This window comes from Rhizobium sp. BR 315, assembly GCF_050577975.1.
GTDB lineage: Bacteria > Pseudomonadota > Alphaproteobacteria > Rhizobiales > Rhizobiaceae > Rhizobium > Rhizobium miluonense.
In genome coordinates this window covers 63,198-79,606 of the sequence record NZ_JARWKZ010000027.1, presented here as the reverse complement: position 1 = coordinate 79,606, position 16,409 = coordinate 63,198, and the positions used below count along the sequence as shown (strand labels likewise).

Genomic DNA, 16,409 nt, shown 5'->3' with positions numbered 1-16,409 from the left:
GGACTGGGCTGCGCTCATCAAGGAGAATGGGAAGCCGGGAGCCGAACGTCACTCTGTGACCGAAGCTAACGCATTAGGTCACGTATTGGAGATTGGTTCGAGAACCGCAGGACGGCAACACGCTGTCCAGCGGAAGGAAGAGAGTTAGCCGATCGGCGCCAATGCCGATCAAACCATAACCGAACCCAAGGAAAAGCCGCCACTTGAAGGTGTTTTACCCCTTGTGTTCTTTCATTGGAGATTTCAATGCAAACCGTTACCGCTCATGGCGCGGTGATCCCCGCCCTCGGCTTCGGCGTGTTCCGCATGTCGGACGAGGAAGTGGAGCGCGTTATTCCGGCGACCCTCGAAGCCGGCTTCCGCCATTTCGACACCGCACAGATCTATCAGAACGAAGCCGCGCTCGGCCGGGCATTGAGCCGCGCCGGCGCCCGCCGTGAAGATCTGTTCCTGACCACCAAGGTCTGGGTCGACAACTACAGCCCCAGCAAATTTTCGGCATCGGTCGACGAAAGCCTCGACAAGCTGAAAGTCGACCAGGTCGACCTTCTTCTCCTGCATTGGCCTGCTGACAAGGTTCCGGTCGCCGCGCAGATCGACATGCTGGATGCCGTACTGGCCGCCGGCAGGACCAAGTTCGTCGGCGTCTCCAACCAGAACATCGCTCAGATGCGGGAATCCATCGAGCGCTCCAAGGCGCCGATCGTGACCAACCAGGTCGAACTGCATCCCTATCTGCCTCAGAAGGCGCTGGTCGCAGCTGCCAAGAATAGTGGTCTTGCTATCACCGCCTATTACGGCATGGCCGACGGCGCCGTGCCGAAGGATGCCGTGCTACAGCGCATCGGCGCCAAATACGGCAAGAGCGCTGCCCAGGTCGGCTTACGCTGGCTGGTGCAGCAGGGTTTCGTCGCTCTTTCCAAGACGGCAAACCCCGCACGCGTGGCCGAAAACATCGCGATCTTCGACTTCACACTTGATGAAACCGATATGGCTGCCGTCGCAGGGCTTGCACGCCCCGACGGGCGCATCGTCAGCCCTCCCGGCCTCGCTCCGGCCTGGGACGCTTAAGGAACAATCACCATGAACGTCAATATCACAACGGCCGCAGCGACGGCCGAAACATCCTCGTCTGCCCGTTGGGCACTTCTCGCTCTTGCAATCGGCGCCTTCGGCATCGGCACGACCGAATTCTCGCCGATGGGGCTTTTGCCCGTCATTGCCCAAGGGGTCGACGTATCGATCCCGACGGCCGGTCTTCTCATCAGCGCCTACGCCATCGGCGTCATGGTCGGGGCGCCGATCATGACGCTCGCCTTCAGCCGCTTCGGCAAGCGCACTGCGCTGATGCTGTTGATGGGCATCTTCACCATCGGCAACCTGATGTCGGCCATGGCACCGGGCTACTTCACGCTCATCGCCGCTCGGCTGGTCACGAGCCTCAACCACGGGGCCTTCTTCGGCCTCGGCGCCGTGGTGGCAGCGAGCGTCGTACCAAAGGAAAGGCAGGCAAGCGCGGTCGCCGCCATGTTCATGGGCCTGACGATCGCCAATATTGGCGGCGTGCCGGCTGCGACCTGGATCGGCCAGCAGATCGGCTGGCGCATGGCTTTTGCCGGAACGGCATTGATCGGTATCGCCGCAATCGCCGCACTATGGGCCGCCCTTCCGAAGGGTGAGCGCGGTGCTATGCCGGACGTGCGTCGCGAACTCGGCGTGCTCACTCGACCCGCCGTGCTGCTTTCCATGGCAACGACCGTGATGGGCGCGGGCGCCATGTTCACACTCTATACCTATGTCGCCCCTACCCTCGAGACGCTCACCGGCGCGTCCAACAAGTTCGTGACCTTCGGGCTTGCCCTCATCGGCGTAGGCTTCACGATCGGCAACTGGCTCGGAGGACGATTGGCCGACTGGTCGCTCGACGGTGCCACGAAGATATTCCTCGGCGCGCTTGCGGCAATCATGCTTGTCCTGCCGCTGGTTTTCCCCAGCCATACGGGAGCAGCGATCGGTCTTCTGATCTGGGGCGCTGCCGCCTTCGCCATCGTTCCGCCCGTGCAGATGCGGGTGATGGAAGCCGCATCGGAAGCACCGGGCTTGGCATCCTCGATCAACGTCGGCGCCTTCAATCTCGGCAACGCGCTCGGCGCCGCCGTTGGGGCAGGTGTCATCAGCATGGGGCTCGGCTACGCCGCAGTTGCGATCGCTGGTGGTCTTCTGGCGGCCACGGGGCTCGCACTGGTGCTGATCGGCGGTCGCGAGAAATCGAGGCAACTCAAGGTGCGTAGCGCCTGAAGCTGGACTTTTGCGCGTCTTGCAAGCCAAGCCCACGCCGGGCGACGTAGCGAACCTGGTCTATCCGGTCACCTACGTCGCTTCCGGCAGCTCCTGTAGCTGCAAGCTCAATCCGTTCGTCTCCTGGAAACCACCGCTTCCTGCTTTGAAATTCGCGGCCGAGCACCAAGGCAGGCCTAATCTTTCCGAATCACATGGCGCCATCCGAAGATGGCCGCATTTTGCCACTCAATGGCAACGAATCGGAAAGCCTGCCCTTTCGTCCGGCAGGGACTTTACGTCACGGCCGCCTCGGCCGACGAAACACTACAATCTATGCGATACCAATAAAGATGACGCAACCATTTCTGCTCGAGAATGGAGCAGGACGATGGCGCCGACCATCCTTTTAATCAGCATACACCCTAGCAATCATTGCTAAATAAACGTCTCGTAATATATTCGCTTAAAGCAGTTGCCATGTTCTGGTAAGTTACGAACTGCGCCTACACGCTTGATGCGATTGCTGATGCGCAATCTCCGATGCGAATAGGCCAGCTCAAACTGGATGGCGGTCAGACTTTGTGTGGCGGGCACGGGAGGACGAGGCCATATGCCGGAGAACCGAGTGGATCGGTCGCAGCAAGTTCCAGGAGAATCCGAATCTGACAACGGTTTAGAGGCGATGATCTCACTTTGGGACCTCGACCTGAGACTGCTCGATTCTTCCAAGAAGTTTAAGGAGCATATCGGCCTTGCCTCTCGGAAACGGGTGACATTGTGGGAAGCCTATCCGGCGCTTGCCAAGCCGGCGCTTGCCGCGCTCATCCGGCAGGTAATCGATACCGGCGAGCCCCGCACGATCCAGATCGATGTTCCGAAGCAGGGAAAGTGCAATTTCCTTGTCTCTTATATCCGGACGGGGCTGCTGATTATCGAAACCAACCGCGCAAGTGCCGACGGGAGCCTGTCATCCGACGACAATGAAAAAGCCCGGCTCATTCATCAGGCGACACATGATGCCCTGACTGGATTGCCCAATCGTCGCCAGTTCAGCGCGGAACTGGCGCAACTGCTTCCGGCGAGCGGCAGGATCGGGCCTGTGCTCATGCAGCTCGATCTTGATGACTTCAAACCCGTCAACGACACTCTTGGACATGGTGCCGGCGATATCGTGCTGAAACTCGCCGCCGAAAGGATCAGGGAAACGCTGGGTCGGGACGGGACCGTCTACCGGCTGGCCGGGGATGAGTTCGCGATCATCCAGGCCGGGCCGCAGCAGGCCTTCGAAGCAGAAAGGCTGGCGGAAACGCTGGTTACGGAGTTCAAGAAGCCTTTCACCGTCAGCGGCATCTCCCTCTTCGTCGGCGTTAGCGTCGGGATCGCAATTGCACCACGCGACGGTAACGAAAGCGAGCAGCTTATGAAAGCTGCCGACGTTGCGCTTTATGCGGCAAAGAAGGAGGGACGTCGACGGGCGCGCACCTTCGATCCGGGCATGCTGATCGTGGTCGAGCAGAGGGAATTGCTGCGGCGCAGCTTGCGCGTGGCACTCCAGCGGGATGAATTCTTCATCGAATATCAGCCGTTGGTAGAACCTCCATCCACGGTGGTGGGCTTTGAGGCGCTGCTACGCTGGCGGCATCCCACCTTGGGAACCATTCCGCCGGCAGCTTTCATTCCCATGGCCGAAGCCGATGGTCTCATGCGCGAAATCGGCCAGTGGATGCTGGAGGAGGCCTGCCGCGAAGCTCTTGCATGGCCACCGCACTACAGCCTTGCGGTCAACCTTTCGCCGGCCGAGTTCCTGACGCCTGGCCTTACCGATCGCATCTCGCAAACACTCGACATCGTTGGATTTCCTGCCGAGCGCCTGGAGCTGGAGATCACCGAAGGCGTGTTGCTGGAGCGGACCATCAACAATCTGGATACGCTGAACACGCTTAACGTGCTCGGGATACAGATTTCGCTCGACGACTTCGGTACTGAATATTCCTCGCTCAGCTACCTCAAGAATTTTCCCTTCGATACGATCAAAATCGACCGGTACTTCATCAGGGATCTCATGCAGGACACCAAGAGCCAAACCATCGTACGCTCCGTGATCGGTCTTGCGCACGGTCTGGATATGCGGGTGACCGCAGAGGGTGTCGAGACACAGCAACAGGCCACCTGGCTCCACAAGGAAGGCTGCGATCGATTGCAGGGCTATTGCATCAGTCCCCCGCTCAGCGCCGACAGGCTTGATGCCTTCATCGGGCAGGCCACCCGCAGTCAGCCGCCTACCACCTTCGATGAGCTTCGCGCCGAACCGTAAATTTCTGAAACCCATTTCATTCAGGAGTTTCTCACGTGGATACTATGGAATTGCAAGCGGATGCTGCTTTCGAACCATTGCTGGAGATGGAGATGGAAATGGCGACCCTGGGGGCGGACTGGTTGCGTTGCGACCAATGCGCCGCCTATGTGGCCCGCATGGTCAGCCACGATCGTCACGATCCCATCCGCCATGCCAATCTGCTTTCGGCTGCCTTGAACGAACTCTTCGAGTTGTCCTTCCATACCAAGGAATCCACCGGCGCCCTTACCTGCCGCTTCCATCGAAATGGTTCAACCGAGCGGATCGAATTGACCCTCCCCTGCTCGGCTGAGCAGCGCAGCTTTTACGAGGCGATCGTTGAGCGCATAGGAAGCGGCCAGGCGCTCGCAAACTATCTAGATGTCATCACCAATGACGCCGTGCGCGCCGAGCATGCAATCCTTCTTGGCCTTGCGATCAATTACGATGCCAACATCAAGCTGTCTGAACAGGATGCTGGGATGTTGACCTTTGTGGTGGATCTAGCACTCGAAAGGCTCCTCAATTGAGCAACCATTCGTCTGACCGCTTCACGGCGCAATTCGATGCCAACAATCAGGAGTTCTCGCTATCGGGCGTCCTTAGGCCGCATTCGGTTGCCGAGCTTGCGGATGATCTCGCCTTGCTGCGCAACGGCATCGAAACAGTAAACGGCGTCTGCTATATTAATCTGAAGCGCGTCACTCATATGAACAACACGGCATTCCGTGCCTTGACGCATGTGCTGCTCGACGCGACCCGATCCAGGCCGGATCTCAAGCTGACGGTCATCGCTTCCAGTGTCGTTGCCTGGGCGTCGCGCCTGTTTCGCCATTTGAGCGACCTTTCGCCCAACATCGTCGTCGACATCTACGATTCCGCCTTTTATCCCGGCCAGACATTCGTTGAGAACCAAAGCTTCATACCGATCCTCAGGACGCAGACAAAAATGACGTGGCGGCATGAGCGCGAGATGTTGCCGCGCCATGGCCTTCGCGAGGGAATGCAGGTCGCCGATATCTGCTGCGGCATCGGCGATTTTGCGATGCTGTTGAGAAAGCGCTTCAAACCGGCGCGGATCGTCGCACTCGACCATTCGATACCCAGCCTGGAATATGCTCGCAAGGTGGCAGAGGACTTCGATGTCCGGGATATCGAATACACCTATGGCGACGCATCCCAAATGTTGTTCGAGAGCGATCAATTCGATTTCGTGACCTGCAGGCATTCATTGCAGATCTTCGACCGCCCCGATGTCCTGCTGCGGGAGCTGTATCGCATATGCAAGCCTGGCGGCAGGGTCTACATCACCAATGAGAAGAATTCCCATTGCCTTGGAGAACCAAGAGCCGACAGCATCCAGTGGACCTACACCGAAGTCGCCAAACTGTTTGCCCATTTCGATATGGATGTCGAGATGGGCCCGAAGGGTCGCCGCATGCTGCTGGATGCCGGATTCACGGACGTGAGAATGGAAAGCTTTATGGTCACCAATCTTGACGGCGATCCCCAGGATTTCGCCGATATCATCACCGCATGGCAAAATGTCTACGCCGATGAAATGGCGGTCAGAAGAGGTGATTCACCTGCGTTCATAGAAAAGTTCAAGCAGGGCTTTGCCGATCATATCTTCGCAGCGCTCCACCCAAGAGGCTATGCCGGCTGGCCGATCTGGGCCACATCGGGGCAGAAGCCGCTATGACGGAAACGACAAGCGCCAAGCGAAGACTCGGATTGCGCTCATTTCGCGCCAAGTTTCTGATCGTCGTCGGAGGAGCCGTTCTTTTCGATCTTATGGTCAGCGGCGGCCTTGCTCTCTGGAACGTGCAGCGCCTGTCGCGCAACGCGACGACCGAAGTCGGGCAAGGCCTTGAGAAGGCGAGCCAGGATTACATCAGCTCCTACGTGAACTCGACGGCCACCCAGGTCGGCCTTCTCATCAATCAGGTCCACTCCGATGTGAAGGCGCTCGCCGGCGTATTGCAAGCGCAAATCGACGACCCCACAAGAAGTGGGGCTATTGGTTCTGCGATGGACAAGGCCTCTCCCGGCACCGTCACGGTGACCTATGACCCGGTTGGCCAGTGGGCGCAAAACGCCCCCGGAACACCATCCGTCATCAGTGTGTGGGGCTATCTGCTGGACAAGGACCACCGCCCCCTACCCCAGGTTCAGGCCGACATCGAATGGAGCGCCGTGCTGGACCTGGTTGCGCCGTCCTTGCTGCACAATGGCGCATCGAAGCTGCAGATGTACTATATCGGCCCGAGGGAGCGTCCGATCTTCCGGACGGCGCCCTATACGACGCAGGCGCAGACCTTCGACAAGCTCTACCCTGGCCACAACAGCGCGGATTTCTGGACCTTCTTCTTCCCGGGTCTTTATGAATCCTGGCAGCAGTGGGCCTCCAGCCCATCATCGCGCCCCGTTGCCGATTACATTACCCAGACAGCCCCCTACACCGATGCTATCACCGGAAAGCTGATCGTCAGCTTTTTCCATCCGCTCTGGACCTCGGATCGGCAGCACGTCGCTGGCGCCGCCGGTGCCGATATCACTCTCACCCAGCTGGCCGAAATCGTCGAGAACGTGAAAGTCGCCCAAAGCGGCTTCGGCTTCCTGACCATGTCGAATGGAAATGTCGTCGCTATCAATCCCATCGGTGAAAAAACCTTAGGCCTGCGTGCTGCGAGCGACGCGGCGGCAAAAGGGGTCACCGGCCTTGACCGATCGTTGCGCAACAGCCTGCAGAAGGCCGTCACGACGCTGCCGCTCGATGCAGACGGCGTCATCCAGCACATCTCCCTTACCGAACAGGGAGAGGCTGTCCCCTATCTCGTGGTCATCAAGCAGTTGCGCCCCACCAATCTCTGGGTGGAAGGGCCTATACAGCGCGAGGTCATGTCGCTTGGAATAGTCGTGCCCGAGCGCGAGATCTACGCTTCGCTCATTGCCGCCAAGGAGGAGATATCACGCGCGACCAATCGCATCCTGCTCTATCAGATCATGGCGGTTCTGGTGTCGCTGATGATCGTCACGGCGGCAGTCTTTGCCGCTTCCAAGCGCGTCACCGGCGGCATCAGCGCGTTGGCAACCGCCGCCAAGCGCATACAGGCCAAGGATTATTCCGTCAGGGTCGATATTTCGACCCAGGACGAGGTCGGTGAAGCTGGCATTGCCTTCAACCGCATGGCCGAAGACATCAGCTTCCACACCGAGAATCTCGAGAAGCTCGTTTCTGACCGGACCCAGGAGATCGAGGCGGCCAAGGAGGAGATCTCAATCCTCAACGGCCAACTGAAGAGCGAAAATCTGCGGCTGGCTGCCGAACTCAATGTCGCCCGTCAGATCCAGCTCATGGTCCTGCCGCGCGCCAAGGAGCTTGCGGCAAACAAGAACATGGAAATTGCCGCCTATATGCGGCCGGCTGACGAAGTCGGAGGCGACTACTACGATGTTCTGCAAAATGGAAGCAATTTAAAGATCGGCATTGGCGACGTGACCGGGCACGGACTTGAAAGCGGCGTGCTGATGCTGATGGTGCAGTCGATCGCGCGCGCACTGCAAGAAGCCGGCGAAATGGATCCCGCAAAATTCCTGGCGGATCTCAACCGTACGATCTTCAAGAACATCGAACGCACGCGAACGGACAAGCACCTCACCCTGTCATTCCTCGACTATGACGGCAAGCGGCTGACGATATCCGGCCAGCACGAAGACATGATCATCGTTCGCAAGGACGGCAGGGTGGAGCGGATCGAAACCGGGGATCTCGGTTTTCCGGTCGGTCTCGAACCCGATATAGCCTCCTTCATCGCTACGCGGGAAATCGCCTTCGAAAAGGGCGACATGATCGTCCTGCATACCGACGGCGTGACCGAGGCGGAAAATTTAAAGGGCGAACTGTTCGGCTTCGAAAGGCTTTTGGAGGACGCCCGCCGCCTGCATGGCGGGAGCGCCGAGGAAGTGGTCAAAGGCATACTCGACCACCTGATGACCTACATCGGCACGCAGAAGATCCATGACGATATTACTCTTGTGGTGATGCGACATAGGTGAGAGATGAAAACTGCAACATTTGGCATGCAACATCTAGCTTCGTTCGACGCTGCCAACGCCCTGCGGATCTGCCTATTCGACGGGCCGCTTCATTTGGCATGGCGGCATTCGGCCATGACATCGGACTTTATAGCAGAGACGATGGCGCTCGACTTCCGTTCTTCCGAGCGCCAGTACAAGATGGCGCGGCACGATATCGGCTATCTGACGAACGAGCTCATTGAAAACTCCATCAAGTTCCGTGTTTCTGGCGAGATCGTTATCGAAGCGCTGACGGAGGCGCATAGTTTCAAGATGCGGATTGCCAACCTGATCGACCACGATGCGACAGCCCGCTTCCAGCAGCTGTTGCTGAAGGTGACGGGCGGCGATCCCAGCGACCTCCTCATACAACAGATTGAGGCGAACGTTCTTGCAGGCGGCAATGCGTCCGGGTTAGGACTGTTGACTTTGATGAGCGACTATCAGGTTCAATTGGCCTGGCGTTTCGATGAGGATGGTCTGCATAAGCGGACTAAACTACAGACCTATGCCACCATGGCAATTTCATAGTCGTCAACACGCAAGAGGCCCCTTTCATGGAAATTAAAGAAGAAGCATTCCGCGTCTGGTCCGAAGGCAGCACCTTGTATTTTGATGGGACGATGCGGCTTGCAGGTCCCGACGCCTATGCACCGGTCTATGATCTGGCCAGGACGATCCTTCATGGAGGCAGTGGGAAGGCAACTTTCGATCTGACCGGTCTGCAGTTTCTGAACTCTTCGGGTATTAACCTGCTCGCCAAGCTGACGATAGAGGCGCGCAAGAATCCGGACGTCCACCTTACCGTATGCGGCTCATCGCAAATTCCCTGGCAGATGAAATCGCTGCCAAACCTGAAGAAGCTTCACCCACACTTGGATTTGCGTCTAACCTAGCAATGGCCGCTCATTATCGGACCAGGAGAAAGTTTTGCGTTGAGAATTGCGCAGAGCTTTCGAATGCCCGTTTGCTCAGGCGCTTCAATAAAATCGAGATCGAAGCGGCAAAATTGGCGATCCGCACGCAAAACCTGTGGATAAGCACGCCACCACACAGCGTGACATACCTGTTTGTGTGAACTCGGTCGTCTCCGGCCTTCTCCCTAGCCTCGCGCGTTTTTCCACCAGACGGGGATATATTATCTTCAAAACCAGAATACGTAAAATTAAACTTAAACCTTAAAGAATACATCCTTAGTTTACCGCAAAGAATTCAGTATAAACAAAGATTTACATTATATTTTTCTGACGCTCAGCGAATCAAAATTCGAGATACAAAAATGGACAGAATGTAAAGAGTCCGAATTCCCTGATAACGACAGCATAGTTAAATATTAGTAAACTGAAATCCAAGTTGCAGAAATAATTCCAATTTGTGGACGCCTCATACAAGGACAGAAGTTCTGTTTTCCTTGCATGCTCGGCTGTGTGTTTAGATTTCCGGGAGGGTTTTATGGGCATCGCGTTCAAATCCGCAAGCATAACTCCGAAGAATACACAGAGACGTGTGGTTCTTGTTGCAGGAGGCGCAGGATTTCTTGGGTCACATCTTTGCGATCGACTTTTGCAAGATGGTAACGAAGTCATTTGCGTCGATAATTTCTCAACCGGGCGGATGGATAATTTAAGGCATCTGCTGCGCTACAATACGTTCAGTTTTATCCGCCACGACATCATCGCATCGCTCGATCTGCCGGTCAGCGAAATCTACAATCTGGCTTGCCCGGCTTCACCGCCGCATTATCAGGCAGATCCGATCCATACGATGAAGACATGCGTTTTCGGATCGCTCAATCTGCTGGAGCTCGCCACGCTTCATCAAGCGCGCATTTTCCAGGCTTCGACCTCGGAGATCTATGGAGATCCACAGGTGCACCCGCAGCCGGAGAATTATTGGGGCAACGTCAATTCCTTCGGTCCCCGCTCCTGCTACGATGAAGGCAAGCGCTCCGCCGAAACGCTGTTCCGCGACTTTCATGTCCAACATGGCGTCGATATCAGGATTGCGCGCATCTTCAATACCTATGGACCGCGCATGCGCCCCGACGATGGCCGCGTCATTTCCAATTTCATCGTTCAGGCGCTCAAGGGCGAAGACATTACGGTCTACGGCGACGGATCGCAGACGCGCTCGTTCTGCTACGTCACCGATCTGATCGAAGGCTTCATCCGACTGATGGGCAATCAGACGACTATCCATACGCCCGTCAATCTTGGCAATCCAGGCGAGTTCACTGTGCGCGACCTTGCCGAGCAGATCATCGCCATGACCGGATCCTCGTCGAAGATCGTCCAGAAGCCCCTGCCGATCGACGATCCGCGCCAACGCCGGCCCGATATTTCGAGCGCAAAGCGGGAATTGGGATGGGAGCCGTCGGTCTCCCTGGCAGAGGGCCTGAAATCCACCATTGCCTATTTTGAGCGTCAACTGGTTCGTCCCAGCAGCGAGCTCCTCGAGGTTGTGTGATGACCAGGCAAAAAATACTCGTCGTGGGTGGCGCCGGTTTCATCGGCAGCCACACTGCGAAGCTCCTCCATAAGCAGGGCTTCGAGCCGCTCGTCTACGACAACCTGTCGACTGGACACCGGACATCGGTGCGCTGGGGACCCTTCGTGGAAGGGGATATTCTCGACACGCGGCGTCTTGCCGACGTGATTGAAAGTCACAGACCCGCGGCGATTATCCATTTTGCCGCCTCTGCCTATGTCGGGGAATCCGTAGAGAATCCCGCAAAATACTACGCCAACAATGTCGGCGGCACGCTATCGGTATTGGAAGCATCCCGCAGCGTCGGAACGGACAAGCTGATCTTCTCATCAAGCTGCGCGATCTACGGAATTCCGACCCGCCTGCCGATCCGCGAAAGCGAAACGCCGCAGCCGATCAATCCCTATGGCAGGACGAAGCTGATTGCAGAACATATGCTTGCCGATTATTCGGCCGCCTATGGACTGCATTATGTGGCTTTGCGTTACTTCAATGCCTCGGGCGCCGATCCGGAACAGGAGCTTGGCGAATGGCATGATCCGGAAACGCATCTCATTCCTCGCGCCTTGCTGGCAACCGGCGGCGCGATCGAGACTTTGGATGTCTATGGCAGCGATTACGACACGCCGGACGGCACATGCGTCCGTGACTATATCCATGTAACGGACCTTGCCAGGGCGCATGTGCTGGCGGTCGAATATCTGCTGGCAGGTGGCGAAAATCTTGCCGTCAATCTGGGAACCGGGCGCGGCACGTCGATCAAGGAGATTGTGAGCGCGATCGAGCGCGTTTGCGGTCGTGAGGTCCCCGTCGCCATGCGCATGCGTCGTCCCGGCGATCCCCCTACCCTCTATGCAGCGTCTGACCTCGCTGCTGAAAAACTCGGCTTCCGCGCTGTTCATTCGGACATCGAAACGATCATCCGGACCGCAGCTCCCTTCTTCGGGCTGGAGGTGCGGGGATGACATCGATCCGGACACGAGCTCAGGTGATGAAAGACGAGGCGTTGATGACGCCGATCCTGCAGGGTCGCAAGCGCGCGGAATATGCCGTTTGCGCCACGCTGTGGCTTGCCGCACTCGTCTATTTCTGGAGCTGGTGGTTTACACCCGCCCACCATGTCGACCCTGTAGGGTCGGTCTTGTTGACCCTGGTGCTCGCTTGGGTGACGATCATTCCGGCCTATTTCATCATCGTCTTCTTTCGCGCTCAAAAACCGAACGGGCGCTTGCGGCTGCCCGCCGGCAGCCGCGTCGCCATGGTTGTCACGAAAGCGCCATCCGAGCCTTTTGCGGTGGTCGCCCGCACATTGTGTGCCATGCTTGAGCAAGATGTGCCGCACGATACCTGGCTTGCGGATGAGGATCCGTCACCCTCGACGCTCGACTGGTGCCGCAAACATGGCGTCCAGGTTTCCACCCGCAAGGGACGCGAAGACTATCACCGCCAGACCTGGCCGCGGCGCACCCGCTGCAAGGAAGGTAACCTTGCTTTCTTCTACGATCACTACGGCTACGAAGGCTATGACTTCGTCGTACAACTCGATGCCGATCACGTTCCCGAGCAAGGATATCTTTTCCAGATGCTTCGCCCCTTTGCCGATCCGGCAGTTGGCTATGTATCTGCACCGAGCATCTGCGACCAGAATGCCAGCACGAGCTGGTCCGCCCGCGGCCGCCTTTATGCGGAAGCCAGCATGCATGGATCGCTTCAGGCGGGCTTCAACAGCGGGCTCTCGCCGCTTTGCATCGGCTCGCACTATGCCGTTCGCACCACAGCCCTGCGCAGCATTGGCGGGCTTGGCCCCGAACTGGCGGAGGATCACTCCACCACGCTTATGATGAATGCACACGGCTGGCGTGGCGTTCATGCGCTCGACGCCATTGCTCACGGCGATGGTCCGCGCACCTTTTCCGATCTCATCACGCAGGAGTTTCAATGGTCGCGCAGCCTGATGATGGTCTTGCTGCAGTATTCTCCGACTTTGCTCCCGCGGCTACCGATGCGTCTGAGGATCCAGTTTCTGTTTTCTCAGCTGTGGTATTCCCTCTTCTCACTCTTTATGGCGTTGATGTTCATCCTGCCTATGATTGCGCTGACCAGAGGCAAGACTTTCGTTGATGTCTCTTACCCTGATTTCCTGGTTCACTTTCTGCCGCAGTCTGTATTGTTGATCCTGTTTGCCTATCGCTGGCGCAGCACTCGTACATTCAGACCGTTCGATGCCAAGATCTTGAGCTGGGAGATGACATTGTTCCTGTTTGCCCGCTGGCCTTGGGCTCTTGTGGGCGGTCTGGCAGCCATTCGCGATTGGGCAACCGGATCCTTCGTAGATTTCCGCGTCACCCCAAAGGGAACGTCCGACGTGGATCCGATACCGTTTCGCGTTCTGGCACCCTATGCCGTGCTTTCGTTGGTCTCCATGGTGCCGGTGCTGTTGGTCAACAATGCAAGTGAGGCTGGCGGCTTCTATGTTTTCGCAACGATGAATGCTGCCATCTACACGCTGTTGCTGCTGGTCATCATCATTAAACACGCTCGCGAAAACTCGGTCAGCGATAACGTGCGCTTTTATCGCCCGGCGCTCGCCAGCGGCCTGCTTGCCCTGATGGCCCTGCCTTTTGCCGGCATCGTCGAGCGCGGCCACGACGGAATTCAATCACTGGCCTGGAATAGAGATGGATACGTGCTGTTCGAGGAGCGCTTTTCTGTGGCCGGAGCCGGGAGCGGCGGTCGTGGACTGCACAGGATGGTGCTCAATCTGAACTGGTTCGTGAAGGATACGGATAACTGAGGTTCATGACGGGAAGGACGCTATTGGCGGGAACGCAAATGAAAATAGCAGTTACTGGAACCGAATATATGGGCTTGGACCGCGGCACGGACTTCGCCGAACCGAGTAGCCGCGTCGCCGGCGTGAAGGACTATGAAGCCGCCAGGCAAATCGGCCTTCGTGTCCCAGCCAATGACAAGTCAGCAAGCAGGCATGGCAGCTTGAGGGGAACATCCAAACAACGACACCGACAGCGGGCTATGGCGACAGCGGCGACAAGCTCATCCCAACCACAATACGGGAGAAATGACATGAAGCCATCGAAGAAGAAGATCTCCACTGCCCCGGTAACATCGCTGGCATTCGCGATTGTTCTTGGACTTGCAACGGGGAGCAATGCGGCAACCGCGGGCACGGCCAACAAGGTGCCCAACGGGGCAAGGCCCATGACGGCAGTCGAACTTTACACGCTCTATCGTGACAAGACCTGGCGTTGGGCCGACGGCGCAGGGCGAATGCAGAATATCGACCGGCGGTTTTCCGCCTGGGTCGACGGAAGCGGCGGGCAATCCTGGGCCGAGGGGCGCTGGGCCGTGACCGATACGGGTCGTCTATGTCTCGATGCAACCTGGCACGCCGCAAACGGCCAGTTCCCGGCCCAAACCTGCTTCGAGCATCGCATCTTGGGTGGAACGATCTATCAGAAACGAGAGACTGGCGGGACATGGTTCGTGTTTCGCCATCCCGTGACCAAAGACACGGATGAAGCGGCGAAGTTGATCGCCGACGACCTAGTCTCACAGCGGCTGGAGGCTATGAAAGCCTCGGTTTTGACTGTGCATAAGGCCGAATGAAGGAAGGAGGCAATCCGATGAAAACCCTATCAAAACTAACGACGGCGTTGCTTGCGACTGGCGTCCTCTGCGGAGGCGTGTACGCCGCCAACAATGGCTCAGACATGAAGACCGAGACCCGGCCTCTCTTCAACGACAAGAGGCCGATCATCACACCGCAATCGCTGCCGGGCGGCGCCTACGACCCAAACGGCGACTTTTCCAATGACCCCAATCCCAAGATCGAGCACCTCTTCCTGCCCTGGGAAGATGTCGATCTATCAACCCTGAGCGTAGCGAATGACTACGCAAACAAGCGGGGGCGCTCACTGCTGATCACGATCGAGCCGTGGTCATGGGCGCGCGATTGGCGCGTCACGCCAACCGATCTCTTCAATGGGATTATGGCGGGGCACTACGATTCCAACATGTCGGCGATCTGCACGGCGGTGTCCAAACTTAACAAGCCCGTCACCATTCGCTGGGCTCACGAAATGGACGAGAAAAACGGGCAGTTCACATGGGCCTACTGGACGCCTGAGGACTATGTGAAGGCTTATAGGCATGCCGTCACCGTATGTCGCAAGAGCTTGCCCACGGCAAAATACATGTGGTCGCCGATGGGGAAGGAAGGGCTTGAAGCCTACTATCCCGGAGATTCATTTGTCGACGTCGTCGGGTTGTCAGTCTTCGGCTACCAGCCATTCGATCAGCGAACTCTTGGGCACGATTCGAATTTCGTGGACGCAACCAAGCCCGGCTATGACCGCGTCAAGCGCTTCAAGAAACCCATCGTAATCGCGGAACTCGGCTACCAGGGAAATGAAGCCTATGTTCACGCATGGGCCGAGGAAGCCAACAAGCCGCATTCCGAATTCCCCGACCTGACGGCAGTCGTCTACTTCAACGACCGCGAGGTCTATCCTTGGCCGTATGGCCTGGGCCGGCCGGACTGGCGTGTTGCCAGTGCCCTGCTGAACTAACGGTCATGTTGAAAGGTTGAGGAGAAAGACATGTCTTCGTTGCGCTTCGTCGTCATGGGTGCCCTGTTCTCGGTGCTCGCGTTGGTCGGCACCGCGAACGCGGCAACCCAGCATCAAATCGACAAAATGACCTTACGCTCGGCCCATCGGGCTGAACCAATGAGCGCTACGGAGTTGAGAAAAATCTACTCGGGGCGTTCGTGGATATGGAAGGATGGGGCGGGCTATTTCTCGCGCCATCATAGCCGCTTTGCCGCTTGGTCGCACTCGCATGGCCAAAGATCTTACGCAAAAGGTACCTGGTATGCGGCCGATCGCGGCAGGCTCTGCATGAGCGCCATCTGGTATAGCAAGAAGAGCGCTGCACCTAATGTTTCCTGCTTCCTGCATCGCAAGAGAGCTGGGATCATCTATCAGAAACGAGCATCAGGCGGAAAATGGTATGTATTCCGTCATAATCCGACGAAACATGATGACGAGATTCTGAAACTTCGACTGGGCGATTATGTCCACAAACATCTACCCGGTTGAAGTGGAATGCTTATATAGGGGCATATACGAGGATGGCGGAGCGGCCTACGTTCCACTTGTTCAGTCGAACCGTCATCCGAGCAATGCCCCTATTCTTTATTGACAGC

At 57.4% G+C, this 16,409-nt stretch carries 14 protein-coding genes; all 14 read left to right on the top strand.

Annotated features, from left to right (window positions below; all coding sequences use genetic code 11):
* Positions 1 to 246 precede the first annotated feature (246 nt).
* The 14 genes from QD409_RS22830 (at position 247) to QD409_RS22765 (ending at position 16,302) form a co-directional block, all read left to right on the top strand.
* On the top strand, positions 247 to 1,071 hold the full coding sequence (locus QD409_RS22830) for an aldo/keto reductase (protein ID WP_092853034.1): 825 nt from the start codon (positions 247 to 249) through the stop codon (positions 1,069 to 1,071).
* Between the two features lie 12 nt (positions 1,072 to 1,083).
* The gene (locus QD409_RS22825) at positions 1,084 to 2,298 is read left to right on the top strand and encodes an MFS transporter (protein WP_208858683.1); all 1,215 of its coding nucleotides are present in this window, start codon (positions 1,084 to 1,086) and stop codon (positions 2,296 to 2,298) included.
* Positions 2,299 to 2,890: 592 nt separating this feature from the next.
* Positions 2,891 to 4,594: a putative bifunctional diguanylate cyclase/phosphodiesterase gene (locus tag QD409_RS22820; protein WP_092853036.1), complete on the top strand. Its 1,704-nt coding sequence runs from the start codon at positions 2,891 to 2,893 to the stop codon at positions 4,592 to 4,594.
* 35 nt (positions 4,595 to 4,629) lie between these two features.
* Positions 4,630 to 5,145, top strand: coding sequence for a ubiquinone biosynthesis methyltransferase UbiE (locus QD409_RS22815; RefSeq protein WP_425348555.1), 516 nt, complete (start codon positions 4,630 to 4,632; stop codon positions 5,143 to 5,145).
* Complete coding sequence (locus QD409_RS22810; RefSeq protein ID WP_092853040.1) at positions 5,142 to 6,317, top strand: class I SAM-dependent methyltransferase; 1,176 nt, start codon at positions 5,142 to 5,144, stop codon at positions 6,315 to 6,317. Before QD409_RS22815 ends, QD409_RS22810 begins: the two co-directional genes overlap by 4 nt.
* Entirely contained in the window at positions 6,314 to 8,674 is a 2,361-nt protein-coding gene (locus tag QD409_RS22805; protein WP_092853042.1) for a SpoIIE family protein phosphatase, read from the top strand. Before QD409_RS22810 ends, QD409_RS22805 begins: the two co-directional genes overlap by 4 nt.
* Positions 8,675 to 8,677: 3 nt before the next feature.
* On the top strand, positions 8,678 to 9,226 hold the full coding sequence (locus QD409_RS22800; protein WP_167668037.1) for a slr1658 superfamily regulator: 549 nt from the start codon (positions 8,678 to 8,680) through the stop codon (positions 9,224 to 9,226).
* 26 nt (positions 9,227 to 9,252) lie between these two features.
* Complete coding sequence (locus tag QD409_RS22795) at positions 9,253 to 9,591, top strand: slr1659 superfamily regulator (RefSeq protein WP_092853046.1); 339 nt, start codon at positions 9,253 to 9,255, stop codon at positions 9,589 to 9,591.
* Between the two features lie 556 nt (positions 9,592 to 10,147).
* Positions 10,148 to 11,161: a UDP-glucuronic acid decarboxylase family protein gene (locus QD409_RS22790; protein ID WP_092853048.1), complete on the top strand. Its 1,014-nt coding sequence runs from the start codon at positions 10,148 to 10,150 to the stop codon at positions 11,159 to 11,161.
* Entirely contained in the window at positions 11,161 to 12,147 is a 987-nt protein-coding gene (galE, locus tag QD409_RS22785) for a UDP-glucose 4-epimerase GalE (RefSeq protein ID WP_092853050.1), read from the top strand. Before QD409_RS22790 ends, galE begins: the two co-directional genes overlap by 1 nt.
* Entirely contained in the window at positions 12,144 to 13,976 is a 1,833-nt protein-coding gene (locus QD409_RS22780; RefSeq protein ID WP_430763722.1) for a glycosyltransferase family 2 protein, read from the top strand. Before galE ends, QD409_RS22780 begins: the two co-directional genes overlap by 4 nt.
* Before the next feature lie 290 nt (positions 13,977 to 14,266).
* Positions 14,267 to 14,809 carry a DUF995 domain-containing protein gene (locus QD409_RS22775; protein ID WP_092853054.1) on the top strand — a complete coding sequence of 181 codons (543 nt, stop codon included), beginning with the start codon at positions 14,267 to 14,269 and terminating at the stop codon, positions 14,807 to 14,809.
* Between the two features lie 17 nt (positions 14,810 to 14,826).
* Positions 14,827 to 15,771 (top strand): glycoside hydrolase family 26 protein, encoded by a 945-nt coding sequence (locus QD409_RS22770; protein WP_092853175.1) that lies wholly within the window; start codon positions 14,827 to 14,829, stop codon positions 15,769 to 15,771.
* Positions 15,772 to 15,801: 30 nt separating this feature from the next.
* The gene (locus tag QD409_RS22765) at positions 15,802 to 16,302 is read left to right on the top strand and encodes a DUF995 domain-containing protein (RefSeq protein WP_092853056.1); all 501 of its coding nucleotides are present in this window, start codon (positions 15,802 to 15,804) and stop codon (positions 16,300 to 16,302) included.
* Positions 16,303 to 16,409 lie beyond the last annotated feature (107 nt).